Genomic DNA, 26,316 nt, shown 5'->3' on the forward strand with positions numbered 1-26,316 from the left:
AGGGACGACAACGACGTGGTGTGGACCGGAACCTGGGTCGCGGAGCGACTGGGCGTCGAACTGATCGGCGACGAGGCGCTGCCCGACCTGCTCGGCCTCGCACTGCGCCGCAACCCCAAGCGGGCCCACCTGCTGGTGTCCAACGTGCTGGGCAAGCACGTGCCGCAGCGACCGGGCGTCGTGTACGCGGCGGGACACGACCTGGGCGTACGGGTCCGGCGACTGCTCGGCGACGAGGAGGCCGCCCGGGCCGTCGTCCTCGGCTACGCCGAGACCGCGACGGGCCTCGGCCACAGCGTCGCCGACGGCCTCGCCCTCGCCCCGTACCTCCACTCCACCCGGCGCCCGGTCGCCGGAGTCGCCACCGCCGGCGGCTTCGAGGAGTCCCACTCCCACGCCACCTCCCACCTGCTCCTCCCCGAGGACCCGAAGCTGCTCGCGGGCGACGGCCCGCTGGTCCTCGTCGACGACGAGTTCTCCACCGGGAACACGGTCCTCAACACCATCCGCGACCTGCACGGCCGGCACCCCCGCGAGCGGTACGTGATCGTCGCCCTGGTCGACATGCGCTCGGCGGCCGACCGGGACCGTCTCGACGCCTTCGCCCGGGAGATCGGCGCCCGCATCGACATGGTGGCCGGTGCGACCGGCACCGTACGGCTGCCCGACGAGGTCCTGGCCAAGGGCCAGGCGCTCGTCACCGCCCACCAGAGCGCCCACCCCGCGGTCCCGCCGCAGCGGACGCCGGGGAACGCACCGGTGCGCGTCGAGCTCGGCTGGCCCGCCGCCGTACCCGACGGCGGCCGGCACGGCTTCACCACCGCCCACGCGGCGGCGCTGAACGACGCGCTGCCCGCCATGACCGAGCGGCTGACCGACGCCCTCCGCGGAGCCCGACGCGTGCTCGTCCTCGGCTTCGAGGAACTCATGTACGCGCCGCTGCGGCTCGCGCTCGCGCTCGAACGGGCCGGGAGCGACGTGCGCTACTCGACCACCACCCGCTCGCCCGTCCTCGCCGTCGACGACCCGGGCTACGCGATACGGACCCGGCTGGTGTTCCCCGCGCACGACGAACCCGCCGACGGGTCCGGCGAGCGCTACGCCTACAACGTCGCGGGCGGCGGCTTCGACGCGGTCGTCGCCGTCGTCGACTCCGTCGCCGACACCCCGCAGCTCCACGCACCGGACGGCCTCCTGGCCCAGCTCGCCGCGCACGTCCCCCACGTCGTGCTGGCCGTGATCCCGTCCTACACACCGGGGACGACCGACCACGCCCCCGGGCAGGTCTCCGCCCAGACCGGCCCGCAGGTCTCCGACCAGGCCGCCGGGCAGGCTTCCGACTACGTCGCCGGGCAGGTCTCCGCCCAGACCGGCCCGCAGGTTTCCGGCCACCCCACCGGGCAGGTCTCCGCCCAGACCGCCGGCTCGCAGGTTTCCGACCACGTCGCCGGGCAGGCTTCCGATCAGGCTGCCGGCCAGACCTCCAAGCAAGCTCCCGAAGCCCTCGAAGCTCCCGAAAGGAGCTCCATGCTGCCCGAGCCCCTCCGCGGCCCCGCCTTCTCCTCGTACGCTCCGGAGGAGGTCGGCTGGCTGCTCCAGGACCTCTCGGACGTACGGCTGGAGGCCCCGACCGAGGAACGCGAGGAGGCCATCCAGAGCGGCGGCGCGCACTACGCCGAGTCGCTGCCCGTCGAGTACCAGCCCAACGCGCGCTACCAGGAGCTGTTCCACGCCGCCCTGGACGCCTCCGCCGACCGCGTCGCCCGCGCCGTCGGCACCGTCACCGAGACCGTGCTCGCCGAGCGTTCCCCGCGCCCGGTCCTCGTCTCGCTGGCCCGCGCCGGCACGCCCGTCGGCGTCCTGATGCGCCGCTGGGCGCAGGCCCGCCACGGCCTCGACCTGCCCCACTACGCCGTCTCCATCGTGCGCGGCCGCGGCATCGACGCCAACGCCCTGCGCTGGCTCGCCGAGCACCACGACCCGGCCGACGTGGTGTTCGTCGACGGCTGGACCGGCAAGGGCGCCATCACCCGCGAACTCGCCGACGCCCTCCGCGACTTCCCCGGCTTCTCGCCGGAGATCGCGGTCCTCGCCGACCCCGGCTCCTGCGTCCGCACGTACGGCACCCGCGAGGACTTCCTCATCCCCTCCGCGTGCCTCAACTCCACGGTCTCCGGCCTGATATCGCGCACCGTGCTGCGCTCCGACCTGGTCGGACCGCACGACTTCCACGGCGCCAAGTTCTACCGTGAGCTCGCCGGCGCCGACGTCTCCGGCGCGTTCCTCGACGCCGTCGCCGCCCGCTTCGACGAGGTCGCCGCCACCGTCGACGCCGACGTCAAGGAACTCCTCGCCGCCGACCGGACCCCCACCTGGGAGGGCTGGGCCGCCGTCGAGCGGATCAGCGAGGAGTACGGCATCCACGACGTCAACCTGGTCAAGCCGGGCGTCGGCGAGACCACCCGGGTCCTCCTCCGCCGCGTGCCGTGGAAGATCCTGGCCAAGCGGGGCGCGGGCGCCGCCGACCTCGCGCACGTACGGCTGCTCGCCGAGCAGCGCGGCGTACCGGTCGAGGAGGTCGACGAACTCCCGTACAGCTGCGTGGGCCTGATCCACCCCCAGTACACGCGCGGGGCGACCGGCGCCGACGGCAAGGCGGTGGTGTCCCAGTGAAGACCTCGACCGCATCCGCCACCGCCGCGACCGTCCTCGTCGCCAGCGACCTCGACCGCACCCTCATCTACTCCAGCGGCGCCCTCGCCCTCGGCATGCCCGACCCGCAGGCGCCCCGGCTGCTGTGCGTGGAGGTCCACGAGGCCAAGCCGCTCTCCTACGTGACCGAGCGCGCCGCCGACGAACTGCGCGCGCTCGCCGCCGAGACGGTCTTCGTGCCGACCACCACCCGCACCCGCAAGCAGTACCAGCGCATCCGGCTCCTCGGCGGCACCGCCACGGCACCCGCACCGGCACCGAAGTACGCGATCTGCGCCAACGGCGGCCACATCCTCGTCGACGGCGTCTCCGACCCGGACTGGCACGCCGAGGTGCTCCGCAGGGTCGGCGACGCGTGCGCGCCGCTCGCCGAGATCCGCGCGTACCTCACCGCCACCACCGACCTCTCCTGGGTGCGCAAGCACCGCGTCGCCGAGGACCTGTTCGCCTACCTCGTCGTCGAGCGGGAACGGCTGCCGCAGGACTGGCTCGACCGCTTCACCGAGTGGGCGGGCGAGCGCGGCTGGACCGTCTCGCTGCAGGGCCGCAAGGTCTACGCGGTGCCGAAGCCGCTCACGAAGAGCGCGGCCATGCGCGAGGTCGCCCGGCGCACCGGCGCCACCCTCACGCTGGCGGCCGGCGACTCGCTCCTCGACGCCGACCTGCTGCTCGCCGCCGACCTGGCCTGGCGGCCGGGCCACGGCGAACTCGCCGACTCGGGCTGGACCGCGCCCCACGTGACGGCGCTGCCCGACCGGGGAGTGGCGGCGGGCGAGGAGATCGTCCGCAGCTTCCGCGCGGCGGCGCGAGCGCACGCCTCGCCGTCGCCGTCGCAGTCGCCGTCGCTCAGCGGCGCGCCCGCGCCCGCGCCCGACGCGCTCCCGGACCCGGCCTGACCGTCCGTACGAGGGTCCTGGCGGTCCTGAGATACCTGGACAGCCAGGGGCGTCTCCGGCAGCAGCCGCAGGGCGGCAGCAGCCTCAGCGGCAGCAGTCGCAGGGGAAGCAGCAGCGGGGAGCAGCCGCAGGGAGGGGGCAGCCTCAGCGGCAGCGCAAGGCAGCAGCCTCAGCGGCCCCAGCAGCCTCAGCCGCACCGCTGAGCAACCGCAGCAACCGCAACGGTCTCAGCCGCAGCAGCCGCCACCGCAGCACCCGCCGCCTCCTCCGCCACCAGAAGCGGCGGGTGCGGCCTTGGTCCCGCCCACGGCGATGGCCGAGAGCAGCTTGACGGTGTCGTCGTGGCCCGCGGGGCAGGCGGCGGGGGCGGAGGACTCGGCCATCGGACGGCTGAGCTCGAAGGTGTCTCCGCAGGTGCGGCAGCGGTACTCGTAACGAGGCATGGCCCCAGGTTACGGCGTGCCGCTCACGGCCTGCCGCGCTCCTCGCGGATCCGCTCGACGACCTGGCCGGCGGTCGCGCGGATGGCCTCGAGCTCGGTGAGGAAGGCCCAGTAGTCGGGGTGCCGGCCGCTGTCGAGTGAGCCGACGGCCCGGTCGAGCCGGGCGACGGCATCGTCGAGGGGCCGTGCGTGGCGGGGGTCGGGCGTGTTCCGCCCGGCCATCGCGAGCCGCTGGGCGTCCCGCACGGTGAAGCGGGTGCGGTCGATCTCGGCCTGGGGGTCCTTGGCGACGGCGTTGAGGCGGCGCAGCCGGTCTCCGGCCGCGGCGACGCCCTCGTCGGCGGTGTTGAGGAGGGCGCGGACGGTGGAGAGCAGGGCGGTGGCGTCGGGCCAGCGCTGCTCGGCGCGGGCCTTGGCGGCCTCGGCGAGCCGTTCCTCGGCCTGGCGGGCGGCGGTGTCGGCCTGCTCGGGCACGTGCTGGAGGTCCTGCCAGCAGGCGGCGGCGAAGCGCCGCCGGAGCTCGGAGAGGATCGGCTCGACGCCGGCGGCGCGGGTGGCGAGGGCCTGTGCGCGGGTCCGCAGGGACACGAGCCGCTTGTCGATCTCGGCGGCCCGCTCGGGGAGGCGCTCGGCCTCGGCCCGCACGCCCTCGGCCTCGCGGAGCACCGTGTCGGCCCGCTGGAGCGTCTCGCTCACGCCGTGGCGCCCGGCCCCTTCGTTGAGCCTGGTGAGCTCGGGGCCGAGTGCGGCGAGCCGGCCGGCGAGGTCGTCGGCGCGGAAGCCGGCGTCGCGGGTGGCGTCGAGGGCGGTGCTCGCGGCGCGGAGCGCCTGTCGGGCCCGCTCGACGGCGGGCGCGAGCCGGGCGAGCTGGGTCTCGGCCCGGCCGAGCAGCGGCGCGAGCCCCTGCTCGAACCGGTCGAGCTCCTCCTTGACCCGTACGAGCTCGGCCTTGGCCCGCTCGAGGTCCGTGCGGGCCCGGCCGGCGGTGGCGGCGTCCAGCTCGACGCGATCGAGATCATGGGCGTCGACAGCAGTGATGTACGCATGACTGACGTCGTCGATCCGCCGCCCCAGTGCCGCGAACCCCTCGACGGCGCGGCGGGCGTCGGCGGAGTCGTCCACGGCCGTGATCGTCTCGATGGAGATCTTCAGCCCGCGCTGGGCGGTGTCGAGCTCGTAGAAGGCGGCCGCGGCGGCGTCCTTGGCCGCCTGCGCCTCCGCCCGCCGGCTCTCGTCCCGCCCGCCGAACCACCGCCGCCCGCCGCCCCCGCCGCCGGCGAGGGCCTGCGGCAGCAGCGCGGCGACCAGGAGCGGGAGCGCGAGGGAGACCCGGAGCGTGCTGGTGATCCCGGACGTCGCCCTGCCCCTGCCGTCGCTCGCCGCCACGATCCCTCTCCCCGTGCTGTCTCCGCCGCCTGCCCGGTCGGTCCATTCTCCCACCCGCTACAGACGAAGACACGCCTCCACCGGTTCACCACCCCGCCCCCCCGCCCTATCGGTTTGCGGTCCCCACCCGTCGGCCATGTACGCTGTTGTTTCCTTCCACGGGTGCGTAGCTCAGGGGTAGAGCGCTGCTCTTACAAAGCAGATGTCGGCGGTTCGAAACCGTCCGCGCCCACCAGTAGGTAGTGAGACGAGGCCCAGGTCACCGGTACTGAACCGGGAACCTGGGCCTTGCCCGTTCCCCGGCCGGGAAGGCGGGGGAGAGGCGTCGTGCCAGCTAGATCAGCGCGGCCGCACCGACGAGTGCCCCATCCGCTGCATGAGCTCACGCGTCGCGGCGCCGCCGGTCGTGGCGAGGGTGTTCCCGGTGTGGCGCAGATCGTGGAAGTGGACGTCTCGGAGGCCGGCGGTCTTCAGAGCCCTGCACCACAGCCGACGGAAACTGCTTACTGACCGACGCTCATAGCCCAGCGCACCGTACTGGGCGCCTGCACGCTCACAGAGGCGGATGTCCGCTCGTGCTTGAGTTCGATCTGGTTGTAAGTGGTGTTGACCTGGCCTTCCACGCAGTTCAGCGGGAATGACAGCCCGGACGGGGCGAAGGTGACATTGACCGTGCCCTTGCCCTGGCACGAGACGATGATGCCCAGGGGGCCTCTATGTACCCCGCCCTTGAGGTCCACCTCTCTGTTGCCCTGGGCATTGGCCACCTCGGCCAGACTTGTTCCGTCTGGGAGCTTCGGGGCCGTTTCCACGGAGCCCGAAGGTGTTTCCTGGCTGGGTACGGGGGATGGCGGAGAAAAGGTCGGTGTGGCCGGTTTCCGGCTTTCTTTTGTCTCGTCGGCCGTGCAGCCGACGGAGAGGAAACCGAACGCTACTCCGATGCCCGCCATGGCAACCTTCAGCCCCAAGGACGGGCCGCAACGGTGCTTTACCGCTCCCACAGGTACCACCCCACGTACCACGGCGTGAAGCTGGTCACGGTGCTCTTCGCCGAGGTGTGACAGTTGCTGTAGATCGTGTAGCTCGTGCCGCTGTTCTTCATGCGCCACACGCCGTACTTTCCGTAAGTGGTCTTCCTCGCCGGGGTGTCCACCTGGATCTCATTGCCGAGCTTCGCGGTGAGCTTGACCGAAAGATCGACGCCGAACTTCGTCTCAAGCTCCGCGACGAGGACGCTTGCGGAGGCCTTCAGTTCGCCACTGTAGGTGAGTGAGACCTCCCCGCCCACCTCGGCCTTGAACCAGGAGCGGGCTGTCCTGGGGGTGTCGTTCCAGTTGGCCTGGGTCGCCCCGATGCCCCAGTGACTCTTACCCAGGTTGGCCGTCGGTTTGTAGACATTCCTGGGCTGGCAGTACTCGGCGTCAGGCCCGTCCTTGGGCTTGGACACCGGCGGGAGCTCCGCCTCCTCCGTAGGTGCCGGCAGGAATCCGGTCTCATCATCCACGGGTGGCGGTCCGGGCTGCAGAACGCCTTCCTCGATCGGCACAAGGTCAGCGGATTCGGCGGACGCGGCGGAGTTCATTCCTCCCGCAACGGCTATCGCGGTAGCAGAAACCACTAAGAGCTTTCGAGTCATCACTTCAATTCCCCCTGCTTTGTGGCCGCTTGGTCAGGGCGACCCATCGCGCTAAACCTAACCGCCTAGACGCGACCCTGCGATCAAACGGCGGAAGCCCTGAGGGAGATTTGAGAGTGAGAACTGATCATTCCGGCGATCGATCAGGCATTATTCGGTGCAACCCAGGACACAGGTGTCGCCGACTGGGCAGGGCTTCACCGGCGGCTCTGATGAAGTTTGTCAGGTATCAATTCTCCGCTCCCGGCGTGGTGGCGGGCATCCTCGGCGGAGAGGGCGTTCGCTGCGTTGGCGAACTGGGTCAGGACACTGCCAGGTTGGAGGTCCGGCAGGAGCGGTACGCGTTCTGTGACGCCGGGCATCAGCCTCAGCCACGGGCTGTCGAGACGCAGCGTGGCGACGACACCGATCTCCCCTTCTGAAGGCTGCCTCCCTGGTCTGCACCGGCGACACTGGGCCGTACTTCCTCAACCTCGGCCACGGTGCCGGGTACGCCTACCTCAGCCCTGACGGCCTTGAAGAGATGTCGGCGGTTCGAAACCGTCCGCGCCCTTCGGCATGTCCTTCTCGGGGTGACCGACGGCGACCAGCAGTGGCAGGTCGGCCGCGAGGGCGGCCGGGGTGGCTGCTTCTTACCGTGACGGCAGGCTAAGTGGCTCGTGGTGGTGCCAGATGAGGTAGCGGTCCTCGCGGCGCAGCTCGGCGGAGCCCCACTCGATGCGCGTCACGCCCTGTGCCATGGAGCAGGCGTAGGCGACGAGGACCACCTTCACGTCCTCCGACAGCAAGGCGAGATCGGGATGCGGGTCTGGCTCGTCGGGTTCGTCGAGGCCCAGGTCGAAGGACTGCTGCATGGGCTCGGGGCCATGCCGGCGTATCAGCTCGGCACGCAGGCCGGTGGCGCGTCGTAGTCGTGCCGCCGTGACGGGGACGTCCTTCTTCGCGTAGCGGAACGGGTAGATCATGTGGTTGCCGAGGACCATGAAGGTGCGGCCTTGTGAGCGCACCGGGCTCGCACCCGGGAGTGTGGAGAGGCTGACTTCCAGTTCCTCGTACTGGGCGGCGTACAGCCCGTGTCCGTACGCCTCCAGCGTCTGGGTCTGCACCCCTTCGTGCGCGCTGCGGGCCCGGTCATGCGCTCGCACCAGGCTGGCGGGGATCAGGTCAGCCAGCCGGCCGGCGGCGCTGCCAAAAGCTCTTTCCGCCCACGATGTCACGGTCCCCACGGCCTACCGCCCTTCCCCCTTGTGGCACCTGAGTGCCGAGCAGCATTCAACAAAACCGTGCAGTCTGGGTGCGAGCCGTGCAAGAGGGCATGCGTTGCACGACCGGGCGCACGGTACCCGTGTTGGTGGAAGCACGCAGCTGACCGGCGTGCCGCGGAAGTCATTGCCCGGCCCCGTAGGGCCGCTGACGAGCAGATGCCGAGACCGTGACGCACATCCATGGCGAGTCCGGTCGCGAAGTCGCTCGCTGTACGGTGACCGCGTGGACGACGAACCAGTGGTCATCCGGCTCACGCGTGATCAGGCATTCGTTCTGTCCGACTGGCTCTACGACGTCATGATGCGGTCGGACAAGCTGGATGCCATCGTCCCGGACAGAGCGGTCTGGTCGGGTATCTACGCGATCTCCGGAACCCTCGAGACGACTCTGGTCGAGATCTTCATGCCCGACTACGCCGACCGCCTGGAACAGGCGAGGCAGCGTCTGCTGGAGGCCTTGGGCGGCGGCGAAGACGATGAAGGCGGGGAGTGAGGGAATCGGGGGCGCTCGCACGTGTCTTCAGGGGCGGATTTTGACGGCTTGACGTGTTCGCGCACAGGGCGGTGTACTCCGCGCATGGAAGACGTGGGGGACGCGCCTGAAGTGCAGGCGCCCAGTGGGCGGATGACCGCGCAGGCGTACATCGACGAGCGGCTCGCGCAGTATCAGGAGTGGTACGACCGCAAGGCGACCAGGATGAAGGCGATGCATCTGCGGATGCGGACCGTCTCGGTGGTCGGCGGAGCGCTCGTGCCCGTGCTCGTGAACCTGGATCTGGGGTTCGCGCGGGTGACCGCGACCGTGCTCAGTCTGGTCGTGGTGGCCTCGGTGTCGTTGGAGAGCGTGTACCGCTATCGCGAGCAGTGGAAGAACTATCGGTCCACCGAGCAACTCCTCGGCCACGAGCGGGTGTACTTCGCCGCGCGCGTCGGGCCGTACCACGGGCAGTCCGACCGGGACGCGTTCACGACGCTCGTCGCGCGCGTGGAGAAGGCGATCGCCAGCGAGAACTCCGCCACGCTCAACGTCATGACCCTCGGCGGGCAGGTCAACGCCGAGCTGCAGCAGTACGGGATCCCCGCCCAGCGCCAGGAGGAGGCGGAGGCCGGCACCAAGTGAGCCGGGGGTCCTCCTCGCGCCGGGCAGGCATGGCGTTCGGCGGGGTGGCCGGTGCCTGCGTGCGGGCCGGGTGGGGGTTCGTCGTCAGGCGTCGAAGTCGTACTCCAGGACGTACGACGCCGAGTCCAGTGTCATCTCGTTGAGTTCGACCGCGACTCCCTCCTCCGTCAGCGCCGTCCGGCCGATCAGGATGACCGGCGTCCCGAACTCCAGCGAGAGCCGGGCCGTTTCCTCGGACGTCGGCATGCGGCAGCGGATCTCCTCCCGGAAGTGCACGGGGCGGTGGCCCAGTTCGGCGAGGCGTGCGTACGTGCCGCCGGGGCCCGTGTCCGGTTCCGTGATGGCGGTGCCCTCGGCGAGCGCGGCCGGCAGGTACGAGACGGAGAGCAGCACCGGCCGGTCGTCGAGCACGAAGCGCCGGCTGCGGACGCACACCGGCTCGTCCGGGGAGGACAGGCCGAGGACCCGGGCCACCCGCGCGCCCGCCGGGGCGGCCGCGGTCACCTCGATCTGGTCGACCACCAGCGCGCGGTCCTCCGCGATGTCCGCCGACCAGACCGAGCGCCCGCTGCCCCAGTGGCCGTGGGCGAGCCGGGGGATACCGCGGCGGCGCAGCGGGCGGAAGGAGCGGACGAAGACGCCCGCGCCCTTGCGGGCCTCGGCGAGGCCTTCGTTACGCAGGACCGACAGGGCCTGGCGGGCGGTCATTCGGGCCACGTCGTAGGTGGACATCAGGTCGTTCTCCCCGGGGAGCCGGTCGCCCGGCGCGAAGGTGCCCGCCTGGATCGCGGTTCTCAACTCGTCGGCGATCCGCTGGTACTTGGGCCGACGACCGCTTTCCGGGTCAGTCATGAGTGGACCACTCCCTTCCGTCTGCGGGACACCCTACGGCGCGCCTCTCGGGGGCGAAGACCATCGGTGGGCCGCCCCGCGCGGGTGATCCATCCTTCGGGGGACATCTCTAGAGATGCGTTGACAGAGGGCGATCCCGCGGCTTCGCTGGGTGTATCCGTCTGGGATGGACCGACTGATGGGCCGACCGATGGACGGACCGATGGACGGACTGATGGACGGACCGATGGACGGAGGGATGCGTGCAGTCAGTGCCCGAGAAAGGTGACCTCGTCCGCGACGCCGCCACCGGACAGGTCGGCTTCTACGTCGCCAGCGTCGCCGGACGGTTCCTCATCAGATGCGTCAACGGCGGCGGCGAGTGGGAGGCCGACCCCGCCGACGTCCAGCTCGCCACGCCCCTGCGGGAGCTCCGCGCCCGCGCCGCCGAGATCAACGCGCGCAGCCGCAGGGGTCTGGGGACCTGAGCCTGTTCCGGGGCGGGCGGTCGAGGGGCCTGCCCCGGGGGATCGATCCCTGCCGGCCTCGGCCGTTGTCAGTGGGGCGCGTCACACTGGAGGCATGTGCCGCAGCATCAAGACCCTTCGCCCGCCCGCCCTGCCCCACGAGGCCACCGGTGACGACATCCACGCCGCCGCGTTGCAGTTCGTGCGCAAGGTCTCCGGTTTCCGCGCGCCCGCCGCACACAACCGCGAGGTGTTCGACCGGGCCGTGGAGGAGGTGGCCGAGGCCACCGCGCGCCTTCTCGCCGACCTGGAGATCCGCGGGGCGCACCCGGTCAGGACGCCGGAGCCGGAGCCCCAGCCGGACGCCGTATGACGTAGGCCGCGAGCGAGCCCGCCAGGAAGAGCGCCAGGACCGGCACGCAGGCGCCGAGCCAGGTCGCGCCCAGCCAGCGGCCGCCGAGCCAGCCGAGCCCCACCCCGTACGTCGCCCACACCGCGGCCGCCAGCGCCGACCACGGCAGGAAGTCGCGCAGCCGGCGCCCGGTCGCGCCCGCGCCGAGGGAGACCACGGAGCGGCCGGCGGGCGCGAAGCGGGCGAGGACGACGAGCAGTCCGCCGCCCCGCGCGAGTGTCTCGCCGAGACGTTCCTGCGCCGCGGTCAGGCGGCGCGAGCGGGCCACCGCGTGCCCGAACCGGGTGCCGCCGCGCCGGGCCAGGTGGTACGCGGCGAGGTCGCCGAGCATCGAGGCGGTGGCCGCGCAGAGCAGCAGCGGGAGCAGCGCGGGGGCGTACGGGACGTACGCGGCGGCTTCCCCGCCGGCCGCCGTCGCCGAGGCGGCGGTGGCGGCCGTGACCACGAGGATGCCGCTCGGCAGCACCGGCAGGAAGACGTCGAGGAGGATCGACGTCGTCACCGCCGCGTAGATCCACGGGCCCGCGGTCAGCGACTGCAGTGACCACCCCGTGCCGTCGAGCACGTTCACGGGCCCAGAGCCTACGCGGCGGCCCGTGCCCGGACGCCGACCGGGGCCGGAAACCGCCTACGCGGTCCCCGGCCCCGGTCGGTACACGGGATTCGGCGGGCTCCGGCCGGCCACCGGTGCCTGGGGCCCCGGTGAGGCTTCCGCCTCGGCGGGGCTTCGGTCTTCGGCCTGACTTCGGGCTCGGCCCGGCTCAGACCCCACCGGCCTCGGTGCCTGGCTTCGCTCCGGCTGCCGGCCGACTCCGCGCTCTTACGCGGCGACCGTCGTCGCCCGCTTCTCCTCCGAGCTCTCCGCGGCCGTGCCGCGCGTCCCGAAGAGGCCGCCGAGTGCCAGGGCGCCCGGCCCGGTGAAGACGAGCAGCAGGAACACCCAGGCGAACAGCGCCGCGGACTCGCCGCCGTTCTGGAGCGGGAACAGGGCCTGGGACTGGTGGACGTCGAAGTACGCGTACGCCATCGAGCCGGAGGCGATGAACGCCGCACCGCGCGTTCCCAGGCCCAGCAGGACCAGGCCGCCCGCGACGAGCTGGATGACAGCCGCGTACCAGCCCGGCCAGGTGCCGCTCGGGATGGTGCCGCCGTTGCCGTCGGCGCCGCCGATCCAGCCGAAGAGGGAGGCGACGCCGTGGCAGGCGAAGAGCAGGCCGACGACGATCCGGAAGAGGCCGAGCGCGTAGGGCTGGGCCTGGTTGAGGCGGCTCGCAAGCGAGTTCATGGGGGAAGGACTCCTTCGGTCTGGCCCGTGCCGGAAGGCGCGGGCCGTGGGGGGACGGGAACCGAGGTCCTTAGGTTAGGCACCCCTCACTATTGCTTGCAAGTTCAACAACATATCCGGCGGGGCCCGACGGCCTTGCGGGCCGGGTCGCCGCCTTTTCAGCAGCCGTTGAGGACCGACTGGAGGGCGCTCTTCTCGGCCGAGTCGACGCTGAGGCCGTAGTAGTACTTCACCTGCACCCACATCCGGGCGTACATGCAGTGGTACGACGTGCGCGGCGGCATCCACTCGCCCGGGTCCTGGTCGCCCTTCGACTGGTTCACGTTGTCCGTGACCGCGATCAGCTGCGGGCGGGTCAGGTCGTTGGCGAAGCCCTGACGCTTGCTGGTGGTCCAGGAGTTGGCGCCCGAGCGCCAGGCCTCGGCGAGCGGGACCACGTGGTCGATGTCCAGGTCGGAGGCGACGGTCCAGGTGGCGCCGTCGTACTCCGAGAACCAACTGCCGCTGACCGCCGCACAGCTGGAGTCCTGGACGACGTTGACGCCGTCGCGCTTGAGGACCACCTCGCGGGTGTTGCAGGTGCCGGACTGGGTGATCCAGTGGGGGAAGAGGTCCCGGCTGTATCCCGTGGAGGAACCTTCCGCCTTCACCGTGAGGGAGGCGAGGTAGGTGCGGGCGGTGGAGGCGGTGACAGGAGTGGGGGGAGAGGCCTGGGCCGCCGGGGCGGTGGCGAGCAGGCCGGTGACGGTCAGGGCGGCGGAGGCGGCGAGGACTGCTGTGCGACGCGCGTAGACACGGGCGGCGGGCATGCGAACTCCCTTGTGGTGGGGGGACCTTGACCGGTTCCGGCCGTCAGGGCCGGGCCCCGGGCGCCGGGTGGCCCGGTCATCGTGGCGGCGCCTGGTTTCCGTGAGGGATGCGCCAGGTAACAGAGTGGCGACATGTGCACGTCACATCAAGGGGTGTGACATGCCTCGGACGTGCGGGAGTTGGGCACGTCGAGGGCAGGGTGTGTGGGGAAGTGGGTGGATGCGCGCGGGTACGCGAACGGCTCCGCGGCGGCGCGTCACGAGGGACGCGTCGCCGCGGAGCCGTTGGTCAGGGGCGCCGTGGAGCCGGTGTCAGGGGTGCCGCGGAGTCGGTGGTCAGGGGCGCCGCGGAGTGGTCCGTGCGCCTTGCTCGCGTGTTCGTGCGCCTTGCCGCGTGCGTACAGGGTCGGTGGTCGGGGGTCCGTGGTCCCGGACCCGCGCGGCGTCAGTCCGCGGCGGTGCGCACGCCTACGCGAACGTCAGGGTCAGCGTGCCGTCCACCGTCGGCTCGATCCGTATGCCCGTGAGGTCGGAGACGTGGACGTCGGGGGCGAAGGCCGCGGCCCGCGGCCCGACGCCGACCACGCGCATGCCCGCCGCGCGGCCCGCCTGGATGCCGGCCTCGGAGTCCTCGAAGACCACGCAGTCGGCCGGCTCGAAGCCCAGCGCCGCCGCGCCCTTCAGGAAGCCCTCCGGGTCCGGCTTGCTCGCGCCGACGCTCTCCGCGGTGACCCGGGTCTCCGGCATCGACAGGCCCGCCGCGCCCATCCGGGCGCGAGCCAGTGCCTCGTCGGCCGAGGTCACCAGGGCGTGCGGCACGTCCGTGAGCGCGGCCATGAACGCCGGTGCGCCCGGCACCGGCACGACCCCGTCGAGGTCGGCGGTCTCCTCGGCGAGCATCACCCGGTTGTCGGCGTGGTTCTCCTCCATCGGACGGTCCGGGAGCAGCACGGCCATCGTGGCGTAGCCCTGGCGGCCGTGCACCACCTTCAGGACCTCTGCCGGGTCCAGCCCCTGCCGCTCCGCCCAGCGCCGCCAGCAGCGCTCCACGACGGCGTCGGATTTGACGAGCGTGCCGTCCATGTCGAGCAGGAGGGCACGTGCGGTGAGCGACGCCGGGGTGCTGGCGGTCATCAGGGATCTCCAGGAGGGTGGTCGGAGATGAGGCGTGACGGTACGAAGCGGTCCCGCCCGCCGGTCAGGGAGTGCGAGCGGGGCCACTTTGTTCCTCCACGATACAAAACGGCTCCGCGCCCCGCCAATCCCGTCCGCATCGCGGAATCCGCCCTGGTCGGTCGGGGCCTAGGGTCAGCCCTCCGTCTCCGCCTCCAGGGCCTCCCTGGTGTACGGGCCGTAGACGCCCTGCGGGTCCTCCTCGATGTACTTGTACGACTGGTAGCGCTCGACCGCGCGTTCCACCTTCCGGTTGTACGAGCCGTTGATCGGGCCGTCGTAGAGCCACAGCTCCCGCAGCCGGCGCTGGAGCTCCGACACCTCCGCGCCCGAGGAGCCGAGGCTGAGCGTCGGGCCGTCGGTGGCCCCGCCGGTGGGCGAGGTCGCGCTCGGGCGGGTCGGCGCGGCCGTGGTCTGGGACGGAGCGGCCTGACCGGTGCCCGAGCCCCCGGACCGGGTGGCCGTCGGGGACGGCGACACGGACGCGGAGGCGGAGGCGGATGTCGGGGACGGGTCGGCGGAGGTGGACGCCGAGCTGGAGGGAGTGGTGGTCGGCGCCTCGGACACGGCCACGTTCTCGGACGCGCTGGTGGTGACCTCCGGGACGCCGGCCCGGTCGTCCGTGCCGTCGTCACCGCCGATCAGCGCGGCGGCCAGGGCGGCCGTACCCACCACCGCGGCCGCGACCATGCCCGCGATCACCGCACCCCGCCCGCGGCGCCGCCCGGCCCCAGGCCCGTCCGGGGCGTACGCGAGGGTCAACGCGGGACCGTCGTCGTCCGGATGGCCGTGGCGGAACCCGTCCGGACGGCCGTTGGGGAACCCGTCCGGGTGGGTGCGGGGGATCCCGTCCGGGTGCGGGTGGGAGAACCCGTCCGGGTGGCCGACCGGAGGAGCCTCCGGGTAACCACCCGCGTAGGCGCCCGGACGGTCACCCGCGTGCTCACCCACGTGCTCACCCACGTGGCCGACCTGGTGCCCGCCGTACGGGTTCTCGTACGCCGCCGTCTGCGCCGCCCCGGCCATCCCGGCCCCGGCCGCCCCGGCCACCTCGGTCACGCCGGTCGGCGCCATCCCCGTCGGCGCCATCCCCGCCGCCCCGGGCAGCAGGAGCTCCATGGTCTCCGGCCCCCCGGCCGGCCCCTCCGGTACCGCCTGCGCCTGCACCGCCTCCGCGGGCATCGGCCCGGCAGCCGGCAGAGGCCCGCCCGCCGCCCCCGGCACCGCCTGCGCCTGCACCGCCCCCTCGGCAGGCAGCGGCCCGCCCACCGGCATCGGCCCAGCCGCAGGCATCGGCCCAGCCGCCGCCCCCGGCGGAACAGCCCCCGCCCCCGACGAAGCCCCGCCCACCCTCGGCAGTACGGCCGTCCCCTCCTCCGTGGCGCTCAGCGTCACGTACGGCCGGATGCGCAGCGGGTCGAAGTCCTCGGCCGCGGCCAGCTCGGCGGCCTGCGCCCGCGCGCGCTCGCAGGCGCAGCCAGGTCTGTGTACACCGCATTCGGGACAGACGTGTCCGGACATCGATGGGTCCCCTCCCGGTCAACTCCGAGCGATTATGCAGGCCGGTCACTGCCGCAGGGTGAACAGCTGTGCCCCTCCGCAGGCCAGAACGGGGCAAACACCCCAGGATGGGGAGGTGTCGCAGCCCCCACGGCCTTGCCCGGACCGGAGGAGACGCCCATGGCCCAGGAAGTACGCGCGCCGCACGCCGGTGGCGGTCCCGTGCCGGGGGAGGGGCAGAGCCGCCGCACCGTCGTCGTCGCGATCGGCGCGCTGCTGCTCGGCATGCTCCTCGCCGCGCTCGACCAGACCATCGTCTCCACCGCGCTGCCGACCATCGTCAGCGAGCTCGGCGGCATGGAGCACCTGTCCTGGGTCGTCACCGCCTACATGCTCGCCTCGACCGCCGCCACGCCCCTCTGGGGCAAGCTCGGCGACCAGTACGGGCGAAAGAAGCTCTTCCAGGGCGCCATCGTCATCTTCCTCGTCGGCTCGGCGCTCTGCGGCGTCGCCCAGAACATGCCGCAGCTCATCGGCTTCCGCGCGATCCAGGGCCTCGGCGGCGGCGGACTCATGGTCCTGTCCATGGCGATCGTCGGCGACCTCGTCTCGCCCCGCGAACGCGGCCGCTACCAGGGCCTCTTCGGCGCCGTCTTCGGCGCCACCAGCGTCCTCGGCCCGCTGCTCGGCGGCCTGTTCACCGAACACCTCTCCTGGCGCTGGGTCTTCTACGTCAACCTGCCGATCGGGATCGTCGCCCTGTTCGTCATCGCCGCCGTCCTGCACATCCCGGTCCGCACCACCCGCCACCGCATCGACTACCTCGGCACCTTCCTCATCGCCTCGGTCGCGACCTGTCTCGTCCTGGTCGCCTCGCTCGGCGGCACCACCTGGGACTGGGACTCGCCGCAGATCATCGGCCTCGCCGTCCTCGGAGCCGTCCTCCTCGTCTGGTTCGTGCGCGTAGAGCGGCGCGCCGCCGAACCGGTCCTCCCGCTCAGGCTGTTCCGGATCCGCACCTTCGCCCTCGTCTCCGTCATCAGCTTCGTCGTCGGCTTCGCCATGTTCGGCGCGATGACGTATCTGCCGACCTTCCTCCAGGTCGTGCAGGGCGTCAGCCCCACCATGTCCGGCGTGCACATGCTGCCCATGGTCGTCGGCATGCTCCTCACCTCGACCGCCTCGGGGCAGATCGTGTCCCGCACCGGCCGCTGGAAGGTGTTCCCGATCGCCGGGACCGCCGTCACCGCGCTCGGTCTGCTGCTCCTCCACCGGCTGACGGAGACCAGCTCCACCTGGGAGATGAGCGTCTGCTTCTTCGTCTTCGGCGCCGGACTCGGTCTCGTCATGCAGGTCCTGGTGCTCGTCGTGCAGAACGCCGTCTCCTACGAGGACCTCGGCGTCGCCACCTCCGGCGCCACCTTCTTCCGCTCCATCGGCGCCTCCTTCGGCGTCGCGATCTTCGGCACGATCTTCACCAACCGGCTCACCGGCAAACTGGAGGACGCCCTCGCCGGCCAGGACATCCCGCCCGGCACCGGACCCGAACAGCTCGCCGCCGACCCGCGCGCCCTCGCAGGACTCCCGCCCGAGCTGCAGCCGGCCGTCCTGCACGCCTACGCCACGTCCATCACCGACGTGTTCCTGTACGCGGCGCCGGTCGTCCTCGTCGCCTTCGTCGTCGCCTGGTTCCTCAAGGAGGACCGGCTGCGCGCCTCCGTCACCGCGCCCGACACGAGCCAGACCCTCGCCTCCAACCCGGTCGAGCGCTCCTCGTACGACGAGTGCGCCCGCGCGCTGTCGTTGCTCGGGTCGCGGGAGGGCCGCAAGGCCGTCTACGAGAAGATCACCGCCCGCGCCGGGCTCGACCTGCTGCCCGCGTCGAGCTGGCTGCTGCTGCGGGTACGCCGCCACGGCGCCGTCGAACCCGCGCGGCTCGCCGACGCCACCCCCGTACCGCTGCGGGCGATCACCGAGGCCGCCCGGCAGCTGGAGGAGCGGCGGCTGGTGGCCAGGGAAGGGCTCCAGCTGGTGCTCACCGAGGAGGGGGCCCAGACGGCGGTAGTGCTCGCCAAGGCGCGTGAGGACTCGCTGTCCGAGCTGCTCGGCGACTGGTGGGGCCCGGACCGGCCCACCGACCTGGTGAAGCTGGTCGAGGAGCTGACGGCCGAGCTGGGCGGCTCGGACGCGGAACGGCCCCGCTCGCCGGAGCCGCCCCGCGACCACCACGCGTGAGGCGCCGCGGACGGGCAGGACCTAGAGCTCCTTGCCGTACCAGATCTCCATGTACGGGCCGGTGCAGTACGCCGGGATCTCCGCGTAGCCGTTGCGCGTGTACAGCGCCCGCGCCTCCACCAGGTCGAGGCGGGTGTTCAGCACGGTGCGGCGGGCGCCGAGCTCGCGGGCCGCGTCCTCCAGGCCGCGCAGGAGGAGGTTCGCGCCGCCGGTGCCGCGGAAGGAGGGGCGGATGAACACCCGGGTCAGTTCGGCGCGTTCGGCGTCGAGCAGGACGAGGCCGCCACAGGCGGCCGGCTCGCCGCCGTAGCGGCCGACGAGGAAGGCGCCGGTGGGCGGGGCGAGCAGGTCGAGCCCCTCGTCGATCATCTCCTGGTCGTACTCGTCCTCGGTCAGGACGCGCTGGTAGTAGCGGCCCGCGACATCGCCGAAGTAGTCGCGGCGCAGGGCGGTGGCGTCGGGGGTGTCGACGCGCTCAGGAGAGAAGAACCAGGTCATGCGCGCCATTGTCGGCGCGCATGACCTGGGACGCAGCTCAATTCTTCGGCGACGCCTGCTGGACGACCTCGAACGACCACAGGGTCGACCCGGTCGCGGCCGGCCGGGGCCGCTCGCCCTCCGCCCCGCCCTCACCGGCACCGGCAGCGGCCGAAGTGCCCTGGTGCGCGGCCTTCATGGAACCGTTCATCCAGTTCTGGAAGTCCTCCTCGCTGCGCCAGCGGGTGTACACCAGGTACTGGTCGGTGCCCTCCAGCGGGCGCAGCAGCTCGAACCACTCGAAGCCGTCCGAGCCCTCGACGGCGCCGGCACGCGAGGCGAAGCGCTGCTCCAGGACCTCGCGCTGCTCGGCGGGCACGGTCAGGACGTTGATCTTCACGATGCTCATGAAGGGCAGGATAGGCGGCGCCCGGCGGCTACGCGGGGTCCACCACCCGGGCGATCAGCAGACCGTCGTAGCCCTTCGTGCCCACCGTCTGGACGGCCGTGGCGTCCAGCCGCGGCTCGGCCGCGACCAGTTCGAACATCTCGCGGGTGCCGGTGACCGACGGGTCGTCCGGGTGCTCGGTGGCGACCTTGCCGCCGCGCACGACGTTGTCGACGACGATCAGCGTGCCCGGCCGCGACAGCTTCAGCGCCCAGGAGACGTAGTGCGGGTTGTTGACCTTGTCGGCGTCGATGAACACGAAGTCGAACGGGCCCACGCCCTCCTGCTCCAGGAGCGGCAGGGTGTCCAGGGCCGGGCCGACCCGCACCTCGACGGTCTTGTCGAGGCCGGCCCGGGCGAGGTTGCCACGGGCCACGTCGGCGTGCTTCGGGTCGTACTCGAGGGTGACGAGCCGGCCGTCGGCGGGCAGGGCGCGGGCCAGCCAGATGGTGCTGTAGCCGCCGAGGGTGCCGATCTCGAGGACGTTCTTCGCGCCCTGCGCGGCCACGAGCAGGTGGAGCAGCTTGCCCTGGTTGGCGGCGACGGCGATCTCGGGCAGACCGGCGGCCTTGGAGTCGGCGAGAGCGGCGGTCAGCGCCTCGTCGGCTGGGGCCAGCAGGTCGGTGACATAGTGGTCGACAGTGGTCCACTGGGCCTGATCATTGCTCATGCAGCCGAACGTACACCGCCGGAGCCCGCCGCGGGCCGTGCGTTTCGCGCCCGCGCCGCCGCGAACCCGCCCGCCACGACCAGCAGGAGCGTGCCGCCCACGGTGAGCAGCCAGACCGGGATGCCGCCGCCGACCGTCCACAGCCGGTCGTCCCAGATCACCTCGCGGTACGGGGTGTCGGCGGGCGCGCGGACGAGTTCGTGGTCGCCGTCGATGCGGGCGGGCTCGGGGAAGGACTGGTCGACGGCCGTGAGGAACACCCGGCCCGGGCCGGTGAGTTCGGCGACGGCGCCCGTCGGCTTGTCGATCCCGCCCGCGAAGAGCACCTCGGGGCGGTCGCCGCCGATGGCGTCCTTCGGCTCCGTGCGGTGGCCGGCGAGCACGTACAGGCCGAGGGACTGCGGGGTCGTGGCGAGCCGGGAGAGCCGCATCGGGTAGACGGGCCGGTCGTTCGTGAACGTGATGCGGAGCGGGTCGAGTTCGCCGTAGAGCGTCTCGCCCGGCTTGTCCGGGGCGAGGCGGACGGCGACGTACTCCCACTTCCGCTCGACGTACGGGCGCAGCCCCTCCTCCAGCCGGTCGGAGAGCTCGAAGCCGTTGCGGTGCAGCCAGTCGCCGAGCGCGGCCGGGTCGGTGGCGGTGAGCCGGGCCACGTCGAAGGGGCCGAGGCGTTCGCGGCCGACGACGCCGACGCCGGGACCGCCGGCCCTGCCGGGCGGTGCGGCGCCCGCGCCGTCCAGCTCGCCCCAGGAGAAGGGCCAGTCGCCGCCGCGCGGCCAGAAGTAGTCCCGGTCGCGGTGCTCGGGCGCGGTCAGCCGGTCGAGCTCGTCGAAGAGCGCCGGGTCGCCGAGCGTCACCTCGGCGCGGTGCGGCACCGGCATGATCCAGGCGGCCTTCTCGGCGTCGCCGTGCACGGTGAAGCGCATGACGATCCGCTCGGTGCCGGTGCGCTCGTCCCAGTGCACGGCCGAGGTCTCCCGGTCGACGCCGATCCGGTCCATCCGGTTGGTGACCATGGCGCCGCAGCCGCACGCATAGGCGGGCGCGACGAGCGAACCGAGCTGGAGCGCGAGCAGCGCGGCCAGCATGGTGAGAAGGCGCCGTGTTCGTGGTGTTCGGTGTGTCCCCCGCATGCCTGCTGCGACGCAGGAACGGATCTTCCGGTTCCACTCCGGGTGCCGGGTGCCGGGTGCCGGGTGCCGGGTGCCGGATGCCTGCGCAGGCGCGTACGTGCGTGCCCACGTGGCTGCGTACGTGCGTGCGGCGTGCGGGAGGCGGGGCGTGGGCGTGGAGGTGGCGCCCCGCCTCCCGGGCGTACGGGAGTGTGCCGAGGACCCTGATCCGCCGGACCGGACCTAACCCACCCTGACCTGGAGCTCCTTGATGCCGTTGAGCCAGGCCGCCCGCAGCCGGCGCGGGTCGCCCGCGAGGCTGAGGTCGGGCAGTTCGTCGGCGAGCGCCTCGAAGATCAGCTCGATCTCCTTGACGGCGAGGGACTTGCCGAGGCAGAAGTGCGGTCCGCCGCCGCCGAAGCCGAGGTGCGGGTTCGGGTCGCGGGTGATGTCGAAGACCTCGGGGTTCTCGAAGACCTCGGGGTCGTTGTTGGCGGAGGAGTAGAAGAGGCCGACGCGGTCGCCGCGGCGGATCTTCTGGCCGCCGAGTTCGGTGTCCTGCGTGGCGGTCCGCTGGAAGGAGACCACGGGCGTCGCCCAGCGGACGATCTCCTCGGCGGCGGTCGCCGGCCGCTCCCGCTTGTAGAGCTCCCACTGGTCGGGGTGGGTGAGGAAGGCGTGCATGCCGTGGCTGATGGCGTTGCGGGTGGTCTCGTTGCCGGCGACGGCGAGCAGCAGGACGAAGAAGCCGAACTCGTCCGAGGAGAGGTTGCCATGGCCCTCGGCGGCGACGAGCTGGGACACGATGTCCCGGGCCGGGCACTCCTTGCGGGCGGCGGCGAGGTTCATGGAGTAGCCGATGAGTTCCATGGCGGCCTCGGCGCCGATCTCCTCGGTGATCGCGTACTCGGGATCGTCGTACGCGACCATCTTGTTCGACCAGTCGAAGATCCGGGCCCGGTCCTCCTGGGGTACGCCGATGAGTTCGGCGATGGCCTGGAGCGGCAGTTCGACGGCGACCCTGGTGACGAAGTCGAAGGCGCCGTCCGGCCCCGCCCCGGCCCTGGCCCCGGTGACGATGGCGCGGGCGCGGTCGCGCAGCGCGGTCTCCAGGCTGCGGATGGCGCGGGGGGTGAAGCCGCGCTGGACGATCTGGCGGACCCGGGTGTGCTCGGGCGGGTCCATGTTGAGCATGATCAGCTTCTGGACTTCGATCTGGTCCCGGTTGATGTGCTCGTTGAAGCGGATGACGGCGGTGTTCTCGTTGGAGGAGAACAGCTCGGGGTGCGTGGAGACGTACTTGACGTCGGCGTGCCGGGTCACGGCCCAGTAGCCCTCGTCGGCGAAGCCGGTGACGCCGGGGGGCTGGGCGCACCACCAGACGGGAGCGGTCTGCCGGAGCTCCGCGAACTCGGGGTGGGGGACGCGGTTCTGGAGCAGATCGGGGTCGGTGGCGTCGAACCCTTCGGAGAGACGGGGACAGGGCATCGGCAACACACTCCATTATCTGATGGCCCATCAGAAGTTGCCGGGAAAGGTAGTAACGAGTTCTACAAGTGGCAAGAGAAGGGGTGGGAACTGTTGCGTCCCGGACCCTTGCGTACCGGCGGTAGCAGTCATAAGACTGCAGTCAGAACTAGAACGCGTACTAGTTCCGAGTTCCTGTTCCACGTGACGTCGACCGGCAAGGGTGCCGGGACACCCCCGCCGGGCGAGGAGAGGACCAGCTCATGGCCGCGGAACCCGTCATCGTCGAAGCCGTACGCACGCCCGTCGGCAGGCGCGGAGGCGCGCTCGCCAACCTCCATCCCGCCTACCTCCTCGGCGAGACCTACCGCGAACTCCTCGGCCGCACCGGCATCCACGCCGACTGCGTCGAGCAGATCGTCGGCGGCACCGTCACCCACGCCGGCGAGCAGTCCATGAACCCCGCCCGCACCGCCTGGCTCACCATGGGCCTCCCGTACGAGACCGCCGCCACCACCGTCGACTGCCAGTGCGGCTCCTCCCAGCAGGCCAGCCACATGGTGGCCAACATGGTCGCGGCGGGCGTCATCGACATCGGCATCAGCTGCGGCGTCGAGGCGATGTCCAGGGTCCCGCTCGGCTCCGGGTCCAAGCACGGCCCCGGCAAGCCCTGGCCCGACGAGTGGAACGTCGACCTGCCCAACCAGTTCGAGGCCGCCGAGCGCATCGCCCGCAGGCGCGGCCTCACCCGCGAACGCGTCGACTCCCTCGGCCTGCTCTCCCAGGAGCGCGCGGCGGCCGCCTGGGCGGAGGAACGCTTCAAGCGCGAGACCTTCGCCGTCCAGGTCCCGACGACCGAGGAGGAACAGGCCGCCGGGCAGGGCATGTGGCGGCTCGTCGACCGCGACGAGGGCCTGCGGGACACCAGCATGGAGGCGCTGGCCCGGCTCAAGCCGGTCATGCCGACCGCGATCCACACGGCCGGCAACTCCTCCCAGATCTCCGACGGCGCCGCCGCGATCATGTGGGCCTCCAAGCGCATGGCCCGCGCCCTCAAACTCCGCCCGCGCGCCCGGATCGTCGCCCAGGCCCTGGTCGGCGCCGACCCGCACTTCCACCTCGACGGGCCGATCGACGCGACGAGGGCCGTGCTCGGCAAGGCCGGGATGTCGCTCAGGGACATCGACCTGGTCGAGATCAACGAGGCCTTCGCGTCGGTGGTGCTCAGCTGGGCGCAGGAATTCGACCGGGACCTGGACGGACTCGCGAAGGTCAACGTGAACGGCGGTGCCATCGCCCTCGGCCACCCGGTGGGCGCCACGGGAGCGCGGCTCATCACCACGGCACTGCACGAACTGGAGCGGACGGACAAGGAGTTCGCGCTGATCACGATGTGCGCGGGCGGGGCGCTGGCGACCGGCACGATCATCCAGCGGCTGTAGAGGCCTGCGGTTCCGCGACCAGTGCCGCCAGGAGGTCGGCCGCCCGTACGTCCGGGCGGCTGAGTCCGGCGGCCTGGCCGGCCCACAGGTTCACCCGGTCGGCGCGCTCCTGCTCCGCCGCGGCCCGTCTGATCGGCAGCATCAGCGCGTTCTGCAGCGGATACGGCGGTACGAGGTCCTCGTGGGCGGCCATCTCCCGCACGAAACGGTTGGGGATGCCGCGGGCCGTCCGGCCCGAGAACAGTCGGGTCAGCACCGTCGTACGGGCCTCCGGACCGCCCAGCGCCCGGCGGTGGACCGGGCTCGCGCCGGACTCGCGGGCGGCGAGGAAGGCGGTGCCGATCTGCACCGCGTCCGCGCCGAGCGCCAGCGCGGCCGCGACCCCGCGCCCGTCGGCGATGCCGCCCGCGGCGACCACCGGCACCGTGACCGCGTCCGCCACCTGCGGCACCAGCGAGAACGTGCCGACCAGGGACTCCCGTACCGGCCGCAGGAAGGCGCCGCGGTGGCCGCCCGCGTCGCTGCCCGAGGCGACCACCGCGTCCACCCCGGAGGCCTCCAGGGCCACGGCCTCCGCGACCGTGGTCGCCGTGCCGATCAACGCGATGCCGCGCCTGCGCGCCTCCGTCACGAGGCGGCGCGGCGGCAGGCCCATGACCAGGCTGATCACCGGCGGGGCGGCGGCGAGCAGCGCGTCGAGCTGCTCGTTGAAGTCCGGCCAGGCCGCGAGGTCGGCGGCGGTCGGGGCGGCGACGCCGAGCTCGTCGTAGTACGGGCGCAGCCGTTCGACGTGGGCGGTGAGGTCCGGGAGGCCGTCAGGGCGGGGCTCGCCGTCCTGCGGCACCCACAGGTTCACGGCGAAGGGCCGGTCCGTGGCCGTCCTCAGCCGGGCCACCAGGGCGGTGATGCCGTCGGGAGCGAGGTGGTGCGCCCCGTACGAGCCGAGGCCACCGCCCTCCGAGACCGCGACGGTCAGCTCCACGGAGGACAGGCCTCCGCCGAACGGGCCCTGGACGACGGGAAGTTCAAGGGAGAGCAGCTCTCCAAGACGGCCCGGCCGCATACAGCCTCCTCGGTCGTGGCGGGCCTCGTGCCCGCCGCCGTCGAGAAGAGTAGACGACCTAGACGACCGGTCAACTAAAACGCCGGAATCCTCTATAGTCACGGTCATGGGACGCACCAGCACGGCACGCGAACGGCTTCTCGACGCCACCGGAGAGCTCATGCGGGCCCGCGGCTACGCCGCCGTCGGCGTCGCGGAGATCTGCGCGAAGGCCGAGGTCAAGAAGGGCAGCTTCTATCACTTCTTCGCGTCGAAGCAGGCCCTGACCGTCGAGGTCGTCGACGCCTACTGGGCCGCCGAGCGGGCCTGCTGGACCGAGGCCGTGACCGGCCCGGGGCCCGCCCTCGACCGGCTGCGGCGGCTGCTCGCCGGCCCCGCCGAGCTCCAGCGGCGGGTCAGGGAGACCACCGGCAGCGTCGACGGCTGCCTCCTCGGCAACCTCGCCCTGGAGCTCAGCACCCAGGAGCCGGACGTCCGGGCTCGGCTCGACCTGATCTTCGACGAGCAGATCGCGATGGTCGCCGCGGTCCTCGCCGAGGCCGCCGAGGAGGGCGCCGTCCCGGCCGACCGGTCCGGGCCGGAGGTCGCGCGGGCGGTCGTCGCCCAGCTGGAGGGCCTGGTGCTGCTGGCCAAGCTCAAGAACGACCCGGCGGTCCTGGACCAGCTGTGGCCGCAGGTGCGGCTGCTGCTGTCGGCGGCCTGACGGCGGGGGGTGTGAAACGCCGCAGGCCCCGCCCCTCCGAGTGGAGGGCGGGGCCTTGCGGGTGGATGCGCGCCGCGGCGTGGTGACTCTTAGTACCAGCCGTGGGTCTGCCAGAAGTTCCAGGCGCCGTTCGGGGAGCCGTAGCGCTCGTTCATGTACTCCAGACCCCACTTGATCTGGGTGGCGGGGTTCGTCTTCCAGTCGGAGCCGGCGGAGGCCATCTTGGAGCCGGGGAGGGCCTGGACCAGGCCGTAGGCGCCGCTGGAGGAGTTGGTGGCGGTGTGGTTCCAGCCGGACTCGTGCTCGACGATCTTGCTGAAGGACGCGAACTGCGACGGCGGCACGATCTGTCGGGCGATCTCCTGCGGGGTGGCGGCGGAGGCCGTACCCGTGTTGCCGAGCACCGCGCCCGAGGCGCCGATGAGGACGGCGGCGGAGACGGCGAAGGTCTTCTTGCGGGAGACGGCGCGAGTGGCGATCGAGCGGAACAAAGCGTCATACCTAACGTCGGGGACATGGTCGCGCCGGGCGTTTTCGGCATGCCGGAACCAGAGCCCGGGGGTCCGGGAGCTGGTGGGGAACCGGCCTGCCGTGGTGCTTCGCGAACCTCGCTGAGCACCGGCTGCCTGGCGACGTCCACCAGACAAACAGGCCTGCGGCGGCGATGCAACGACCCCCTGTACGAGGAGGATTCGGACCCGGGCTGGTGGTCCCGGGCGGGACCCGTGCGTAGGTCCCGTCCCGTTTCCGCAGGTCACGTACGCG

27 protein-coding genes, 1 tRNA gene and 1 pseudogene are annotated in these 26,316 nt (G+C 72.2%); 10 read left to right on the forward strand and 19 right to left on the reverse strand.

The window, feature by feature from the left end; translation table 11 throughout:
* The first annotated feature begins 18 nt into the window (after nt 1–18).
* Together ACFVGS_RS11050 and ACFVGS_RS11055 are read left to right on the forward strand one after the other, a co-directional pair.
* Nucleotides 19–2,673, forward strand: a complete 2,655-nt coding sequence (locus tag ACFVGS_RS11050; RefSeq protein WP_385692407.1) for a phosphoribosyltransferase — start codon at nt 19–21, stop codon at nt 2,671–2,673.
* Nucleotides 2,670–3,608 (forward strand): HAD family hydrolase, encoded by a 939-nt coding sequence (locus ACFVGS_RS11055; protein ID WP_385692281.1) that lies wholly within the window; start codon nt 2,670–2,672, stop codon nt 3,606–3,608. Before ACFVGS_RS11050 ends, ACFVGS_RS11055 begins: the two co-directional genes overlap by 4 nt.
* 227 nt (nt 3,609–3,835) lie before the next feature.
* Here ACFVGS_RS11055 and ACFVGS_RS11060 read toward each other — a convergent pair whose 3' ends face one another.
* Nucleotides 3,836–4,051 carry a zinc ribbon domain-containing protein gene (locus ACFVGS_RS11060; RefSeq protein ID WP_385692283.1) on the reverse strand — a complete coding sequence of 72 codons (216 nt, stop codon included), beginning with the start codon at nt 4,049–4,051 and terminating at the stop codon, nt 3,836–3,838.
* A 23-nt stretch (nt 4,052–4,074) separates the two neighbouring features.
* Nucleotides 4,075–5,397: a hypothetical protein gene (locus ACFVGS_RS11065; protein WP_385692408.1), complete on the reverse strand. Its 1,323-nt coding sequence runs from the start codon at nt 5,395–5,397 to the stop codon at nt 4,075–4,077.
* A gap of 199 nt (nt 5,398–5,596) precedes the next feature.
* Here ACFVGS_RS11065 and ACFVGS_RS11070 point away from each other — a divergent pair.
* Nucleotides 5,597–5,671 (forward strand) — tRNA-Val (locus ACFVGS_RS11070).
* 113 nt (nt 5,672–5,784) lie between these two features.
* Here ACFVGS_RS11070 and ACFVGS_RS11075 read toward each other — a convergent pair.
* From ACFVGS_RS11075 to ACFVGS_RS11090, 4 genes and pseudogenes are all read right to left on the reverse strand, one after another.
* Nucleotides 5,785–5,940 (reverse strand): annotated as a pseudogene (locus tag ACFVGS_RS11075) (tyrosine-type recombinase/integrase); the annotation flags it as partial.
* On the reverse strand, nt 5,940–6,386 hold the full coding sequence (locus ACFVGS_RS11080) for a hypothetical protein (protein WP_385692410.1): 447 nt from the start codon (nt 6,384–6,386) through the stop codon (nt 5,940–5,942). The pseudogene ACFVGS_RS11075 and the gene ACFVGS_RS11080, both read right to left, overlap by 1 nt.
* A gap of 38 nt (nt 6,387–6,424) precedes the next feature.
* Nucleotides 6,425–7,072, reverse strand: a complete 648-nt coding sequence (locus ACFVGS_RS11085) for a hypothetical protein (RefSeq protein WP_385692285.1) — start codon at nt 7,070–7,072, stop codon at nt 6,425–6,427.
* Between the two features lie 632 nt (nt 7,073–7,704).
* Entirely contained in the window at nt 7,705–8,178 is a 474-nt protein-coding gene (locus ACFVGS_RS11090) for a hypothetical protein (protein ID WP_385692287.1), read from the reverse strand.
* A gap of 382 nt (nt 8,179–8,560) precedes the next feature.
* Between ACFVGS_RS11090 and ACFVGS_RS11095 the strand changes: the two genes are divergently transcribed.
* Together ACFVGS_RS11095 and ACFVGS_RS11100 are read left to right on the forward strand one after the other, a co-directional pair.
* Entirely contained in the window at nt 8,561–8,830 is a 270-nt protein-coding gene (locus ACFVGS_RS11095; RefSeq protein WP_385692288.1) for a hypothetical protein, read from the forward strand.
* A gap of 132 nt (nt 8,831–8,962) precedes the next feature.
* Nucleotides 8,963–9,457, forward strand: a complete 495-nt coding sequence (locus ACFVGS_RS11100) for a DUF4231 domain-containing protein (RefSeq protein WP_385692290.1) — start codon at nt 8,963–8,965, stop codon at nt 9,455–9,457.
* A gap of 84 nt (nt 9,458–9,541) precedes the next feature.
* Here the strand turns inward: ACFVGS_RS11100 and ACFVGS_RS11105 are convergent, their stop codons facing one another.
* Nucleotides 9,542–10,309 carry a GntR family transcriptional regulator gene (locus ACFVGS_RS11105; RefSeq protein ID WP_385692292.1) on the reverse strand — a complete coding sequence of 256 codons (768 nt, stop codon included), beginning with the start codon at nt 10,307–10,309 and terminating at the stop codon, nt 9,542–9,544.
* Nucleotides 10,310–10,551: 242 nt separating this feature from the next.
* Here ACFVGS_RS11105 and ACFVGS_RS11110 point away from each other — a divergent pair, with 242 nt between their 5' ends.
* Both ACFVGS_RS11110 and ACFVGS_RS11115 read left to right on the forward strand, forming a co-directional pair.
* Nucleotides 10,552–10,776 carry a hypothetical protein gene (locus ACFVGS_RS11110; RefSeq protein WP_384417267.1) on the forward strand — a complete coding sequence of 75 codons (225 nt, stop codon included), beginning with the start codon at nt 10,552–10,554 and terminating at the stop codon, nt 10,774–10,776.
* Between the two features lie 94 nt (nt 10,777–10,870).
* Complete coding sequence (locus tag ACFVGS_RS11115; protein WP_384417264.1) at nt 10,871–11,128, forward strand: DUF2277 domain-containing protein; 258 nt, start codon at nt 10,871–10,873, stop codon at nt 11,126–11,128.
* Here the strand turns inward: ACFVGS_RS11115 and ACFVGS_RS11120 are convergent.
* From ACFVGS_RS11120 to ACFVGS_RS11140, 5 genes are all read right to left on the reverse strand, one after another.
* The gene (locus ACFVGS_RS11120; RefSeq protein WP_385692294.1) at nt 11,088–11,738 is read right to left on the reverse strand and encodes a DedA family protein; all 651 of its coding nucleotides are present in this window, start codon (nt 11,736–11,738) and stop codon (nt 11,088–11,090) included. The genes ACFVGS_RS11115 and ACFVGS_RS11120 overlap by 41 nt on opposite strands.
* Nucleotides 11,739–11,987: 249 nt before the next feature.
* Nucleotides 11,988–12,452 carry a DoxX family protein gene (locus ACFVGS_RS11125; RefSeq protein ID WP_385692296.1) on the reverse strand — a complete coding sequence of 155 codons (465 nt, stop codon included), beginning with the start codon at nt 12,450–12,452 and terminating at the stop codon, nt 11,988–11,990.
* Nucleotides 12,453–12,610: 158 nt separating this feature from the next.
* Nucleotides 12,611–13,261 (reverse strand): HNH endonuclease family protein, encoded by a 651-nt coding sequence (locus ACFVGS_RS11130; RefSeq protein ID WP_385692298.1) that lies wholly within the window; start codon nt 13,259–13,261, stop codon nt 12,611–12,613.
* 468 nt (nt 13,262–13,729) lie between these two features.
* Nucleotides 13,730–14,395, reverse strand: a complete 666-nt coding sequence (locus ACFVGS_RS11135) for an HAD-IA family hydrolase (protein ID WP_385692300.1) — start codon at nt 14,393–14,395, stop codon at nt 13,730–13,732.
* 174 nt (nt 14,396–14,569) lie between these two features.
* Nucleotides 14,570–15,553: a peptidoglycan-binding protein gene (locus ACFVGS_RS11140; protein ID WP_385692302.1), complete on the reverse strand. Its 984-nt coding sequence runs from the start codon at nt 15,551–15,553 to the stop codon at nt 14,570–14,572.
* Between the two features lie 561 nt (nt 15,554–16,114).
* Between ACFVGS_RS11140 and ACFVGS_RS11145 the strand changes: the two genes are divergently transcribed.
* Complete coding sequence (locus ACFVGS_RS11145; protein WP_385692304.1) at nt 16,115–18,169, forward strand: DHA2 family efflux MFS transporter permease subunit; 2,055 nt, start codon at nt 16,115–16,117, stop codon at nt 18,167–18,169.
* A gap of 21 nt (nt 18,170–18,190) precedes the next feature.
* On the opposite strand, the gene ACFVGS_RS11150 is transcribed toward ACFVGS_RS11145, so the two are convergent.
* The 5 genes from ACFVGS_RS11150 to ACFVGS_RS11170 form a co-directional block, all read right to left on the reverse strand.
* Nucleotides 18,191–18,667 (reverse strand): GNAT family N-acetyltransferase, encoded by a 477-nt coding sequence (locus ACFVGS_RS11150; protein WP_384418506.1) that lies wholly within the window; start codon nt 18,665–18,667, stop codon nt 18,191–18,193.
* A gap of 37 nt (nt 18,668–18,704) precedes the next feature.
* A complete protein-coding gene (locus ACFVGS_RS11155; protein WP_384418509.1) occupies nt 18,705–19,055 on the reverse strand; it encodes an antibiotic biosynthesis monooxygenase family protein in 351 nt (116 codons plus the stop codon).
* A gap of 28 nt (nt 19,056–19,083) precedes the next feature.
* Entirely contained in the window at nt 19,084–19,764 is a 681-nt protein-coding gene (locus ACFVGS_RS11160; protein ID WP_384418512.1) for an O-methyltransferase, read from the reverse strand.
* On the reverse strand, nt 19,761–20,852 hold the full coding sequence (locus ACFVGS_RS11165; RefSeq protein WP_385692307.1) for a DUF2330 domain-containing protein: 1,092 nt from the start codon (nt 20,850–20,852) through the stop codon (nt 19,761–19,763). Before ACFVGS_RS11165 ends, ACFVGS_RS11160 begins: the two co-directional genes overlap by 4 nt.
* A 267-nt stretch (nt 20,853–21,119) precedes the next feature.
* Nucleotides 21,120–22,364, reverse strand: coding sequence for a cytochrome P450 (locus tag ACFVGS_RS11170; protein ID WP_385692309.1), 1,245 nt, complete (start codon nt 22,362–22,364; stop codon nt 21,120–21,122).
* A 242-nt stretch (nt 22,365–22,606) separates the two neighbouring features.
* Between ACFVGS_RS11170 and ACFVGS_RS11175 the strand changes: the two genes are divergently transcribed.
* Nucleotides 22,607–23,785: a steroid 3-ketoacyl-CoA thiolase gene (locus ACFVGS_RS11175; protein WP_384418519.1), complete on the forward strand. Its 1,179-nt coding sequence runs from the start codon at nt 22,607–22,609 to the stop codon at nt 23,783–23,785.
* Here the strand turns inward: ACFVGS_RS11175 and ACFVGS_RS11180 are convergent.
* Nucleotides 23,769–24,848 (reverse strand): NAD(P)H-dependent flavin oxidoreductase, encoded by a 1,080-nt coding sequence (locus tag ACFVGS_RS11180; protein ID WP_385692311.1) that lies wholly within the window; start codon nt 24,846–24,848, stop codon nt 23,769–23,771. The genes ACFVGS_RS11175 and ACFVGS_RS11180 overlap by 17 nt on opposite strands.
* A gap of 106 nt (nt 24,849–24,954) precedes the next feature.
* On the opposite strand from ACFVGS_RS11180, the gene ACFVGS_RS11185 reads away from it, so the two are divergent.
* Nucleotides 24,955–25,551: a TetR/AcrR family transcriptional regulator gene (locus ACFVGS_RS11185; protein WP_385692313.1), complete on the forward strand. Its 597-nt coding sequence runs from the start codon at nt 24,955–24,957 to the stop codon at nt 25,549–25,551.
* An 89-nt stretch (nt 25,552–25,640) separates the two neighbouring features.
* Here ACFVGS_RS11185 and ACFVGS_RS11190 read toward each other — a convergent pair whose 3' ends face one another.
* On the reverse strand, nt 25,641–26,042 hold the full coding sequence (locus ACFVGS_RS11190; RefSeq protein ID WP_384418528.1) for a transglycosylase SLT domain-containing protein: 402 nt from the start codon (nt 26,040–26,042) through the stop codon (nt 25,641–25,643).
* Nucleotides 26,043–26,316 lie beyond the last annotated feature (274 nt).

The organism is Streptomyces sp. NPDC127114 (genome assembly GCF_042677525.1).
In the GTDB taxonomy this organism is placed as follows: Bacteria; Actinomycetota; Actinomycetes; order Streptomycetales; family Streptomycetaceae; genus Streptomyces.

What these genes read in the sequence shown, in the direction of transcription:
- ACFVGS_RS11155 (WP_384418509.1), bottom strand. Translation starts at nt 19,055, where the DNA reads ATGAGCATCGTGAAGATCAACGTCCTGACCGTGCCCGCCGAGCAGCGC.
- ACFVGS_RS11100 (WP_385692290.1), top strand. Translation starts at nt 8,963, where the DNA reads ATGACCGCGCAGGCGTACATCGACGAGCGGCTCGCGCAGTATCAGGAG.
- ACFVGS_RS11145 (WP_385692304.1), top strand. Translation starts at nt 16,115, where the DNA reads ATGGCCCAGGAAGTACGCGCGCCGCACGCCGGTGGCGGTCCCGTGCCG.
- ACFVGS_RS11180 (WP_385692311.1), bottom strand. Translation starts at nt 24,848, where the DNA reads ATGCGGCCGGGCCGTCTTGGAGAGCTGCTCTCCCTTGAACTTCCCGTC.
- ACFVGS_RS11140 (WP_385692302.1), bottom strand. Translation starts at nt 15,553, where the DNA reads ATGGAGCTCCTGCTGCCCGGGGCGGCGGGGATGGCGCCGACGGGGATG.
- ACFVGS_RS11085 (WP_385692285.1), bottom strand. Translation starts at nt 7,072, where the DNA reads ATGACTCGAAAGCTCTTAGTGGTTTCTGCTACCGCGATAGCCGTTGCG.
- ACFVGS_RS11150 (WP_384418506.1), bottom strand. Translation starts at nt 18,667, where the DNA reads ATGACCTGGTTCTTCTCTCCTGAGCGCGTCGACACCCCCGACGCCACC.
- ACFVGS_RS11160 (WP_384418512.1), bottom strand. Translation starts at nt 19,764, where the DNA reads ATGAGCAATGATCAGGCCCAGTGGACCACTGTCGACCACTATGTCACC.
- ACFVGS_RS11185 (WP_385692313.1), top strand. Translation starts at nt 24,955, where the DNA reads ATGGGACGCACCAGCACGGCACGCGAACGGCTTCTCGACGCCACCGGA.
- ACFVGS_RS11175 (WP_384418519.1), top strand. Translation starts at nt 22,607, where the DNA reads ATGGCCGCGGAACCCGTCATCGTCGAAGCCGTACGCACGCCCGTCGGC.
- ACFVGS_RS11080 (WP_385692410.1), bottom strand. Translation starts at nt 6,386, where the DNA reads ATGGCGGGCATCGGAGTAGCGTTCGGTTTCCTCTCCGTCGGCTGCACG.
- ACFVGS_RS11135 (WP_385692300.1), bottom strand. Translation starts at nt 14,395, where the DNA reads ATGACCGCCAGCACCCCGGCGTCGCTCACCGCACGTGCCCTCCTGCTC.
- ACFVGS_RS11125 (WP_385692296.1), bottom strand. Translation starts at nt 12,452, where the DNA reads ATGAACTCGCTTGCGAGCCGCCTCAACCAGGCCCAGCCCTACGCGCTC.
- ACFVGS_RS11105 (WP_385692292.1), bottom strand. Translation starts at nt 10,309, where the DNA reads ATGACTGACCCGGAAAGCGGTCGTCGGCCCAAGTACCAGCGGATCGCC.
- ACFVGS_RS11115 (WP_384417264.1), top strand. Translation starts at nt 10,871, where the DNA reads ATGTGCCGCAGCATCAAGACCCTTCGCCCGCCCGCCCTGCCCCACGAG.
- ACFVGS_RS11170 (WP_385692309.1), bottom strand. Translation starts at nt 22,364, where the DNA reads ATGCCCTGTCCCCGTCTCTCCGAAGGGTTCGACGCCACCGACCCCGAT.
- ACFVGS_RS11060 (WP_385692283.1), bottom strand. Translation starts at nt 4,051, where the DNA reads ATGCCTCGTTACGAGTACCGCTGCCGCACCTGCGGAGACACCTTCGAG.
- ACFVGS_RS11130 (WP_385692298.1), bottom strand. Translation starts at nt 13,261, where the DNA reads ATGCCCGCCGCCCGTGTCTACGCGCGTCGCACAGCAGTCCTCGCCGCC.
- ACFVGS_RS11165 (WP_385692307.1), bottom strand. Translation starts at nt 20,852, where the DNA reads ATGCTGGCCGCGCTGCTCGCGCTCCAGCTCGGTTCGCTCGTCGCGCCC.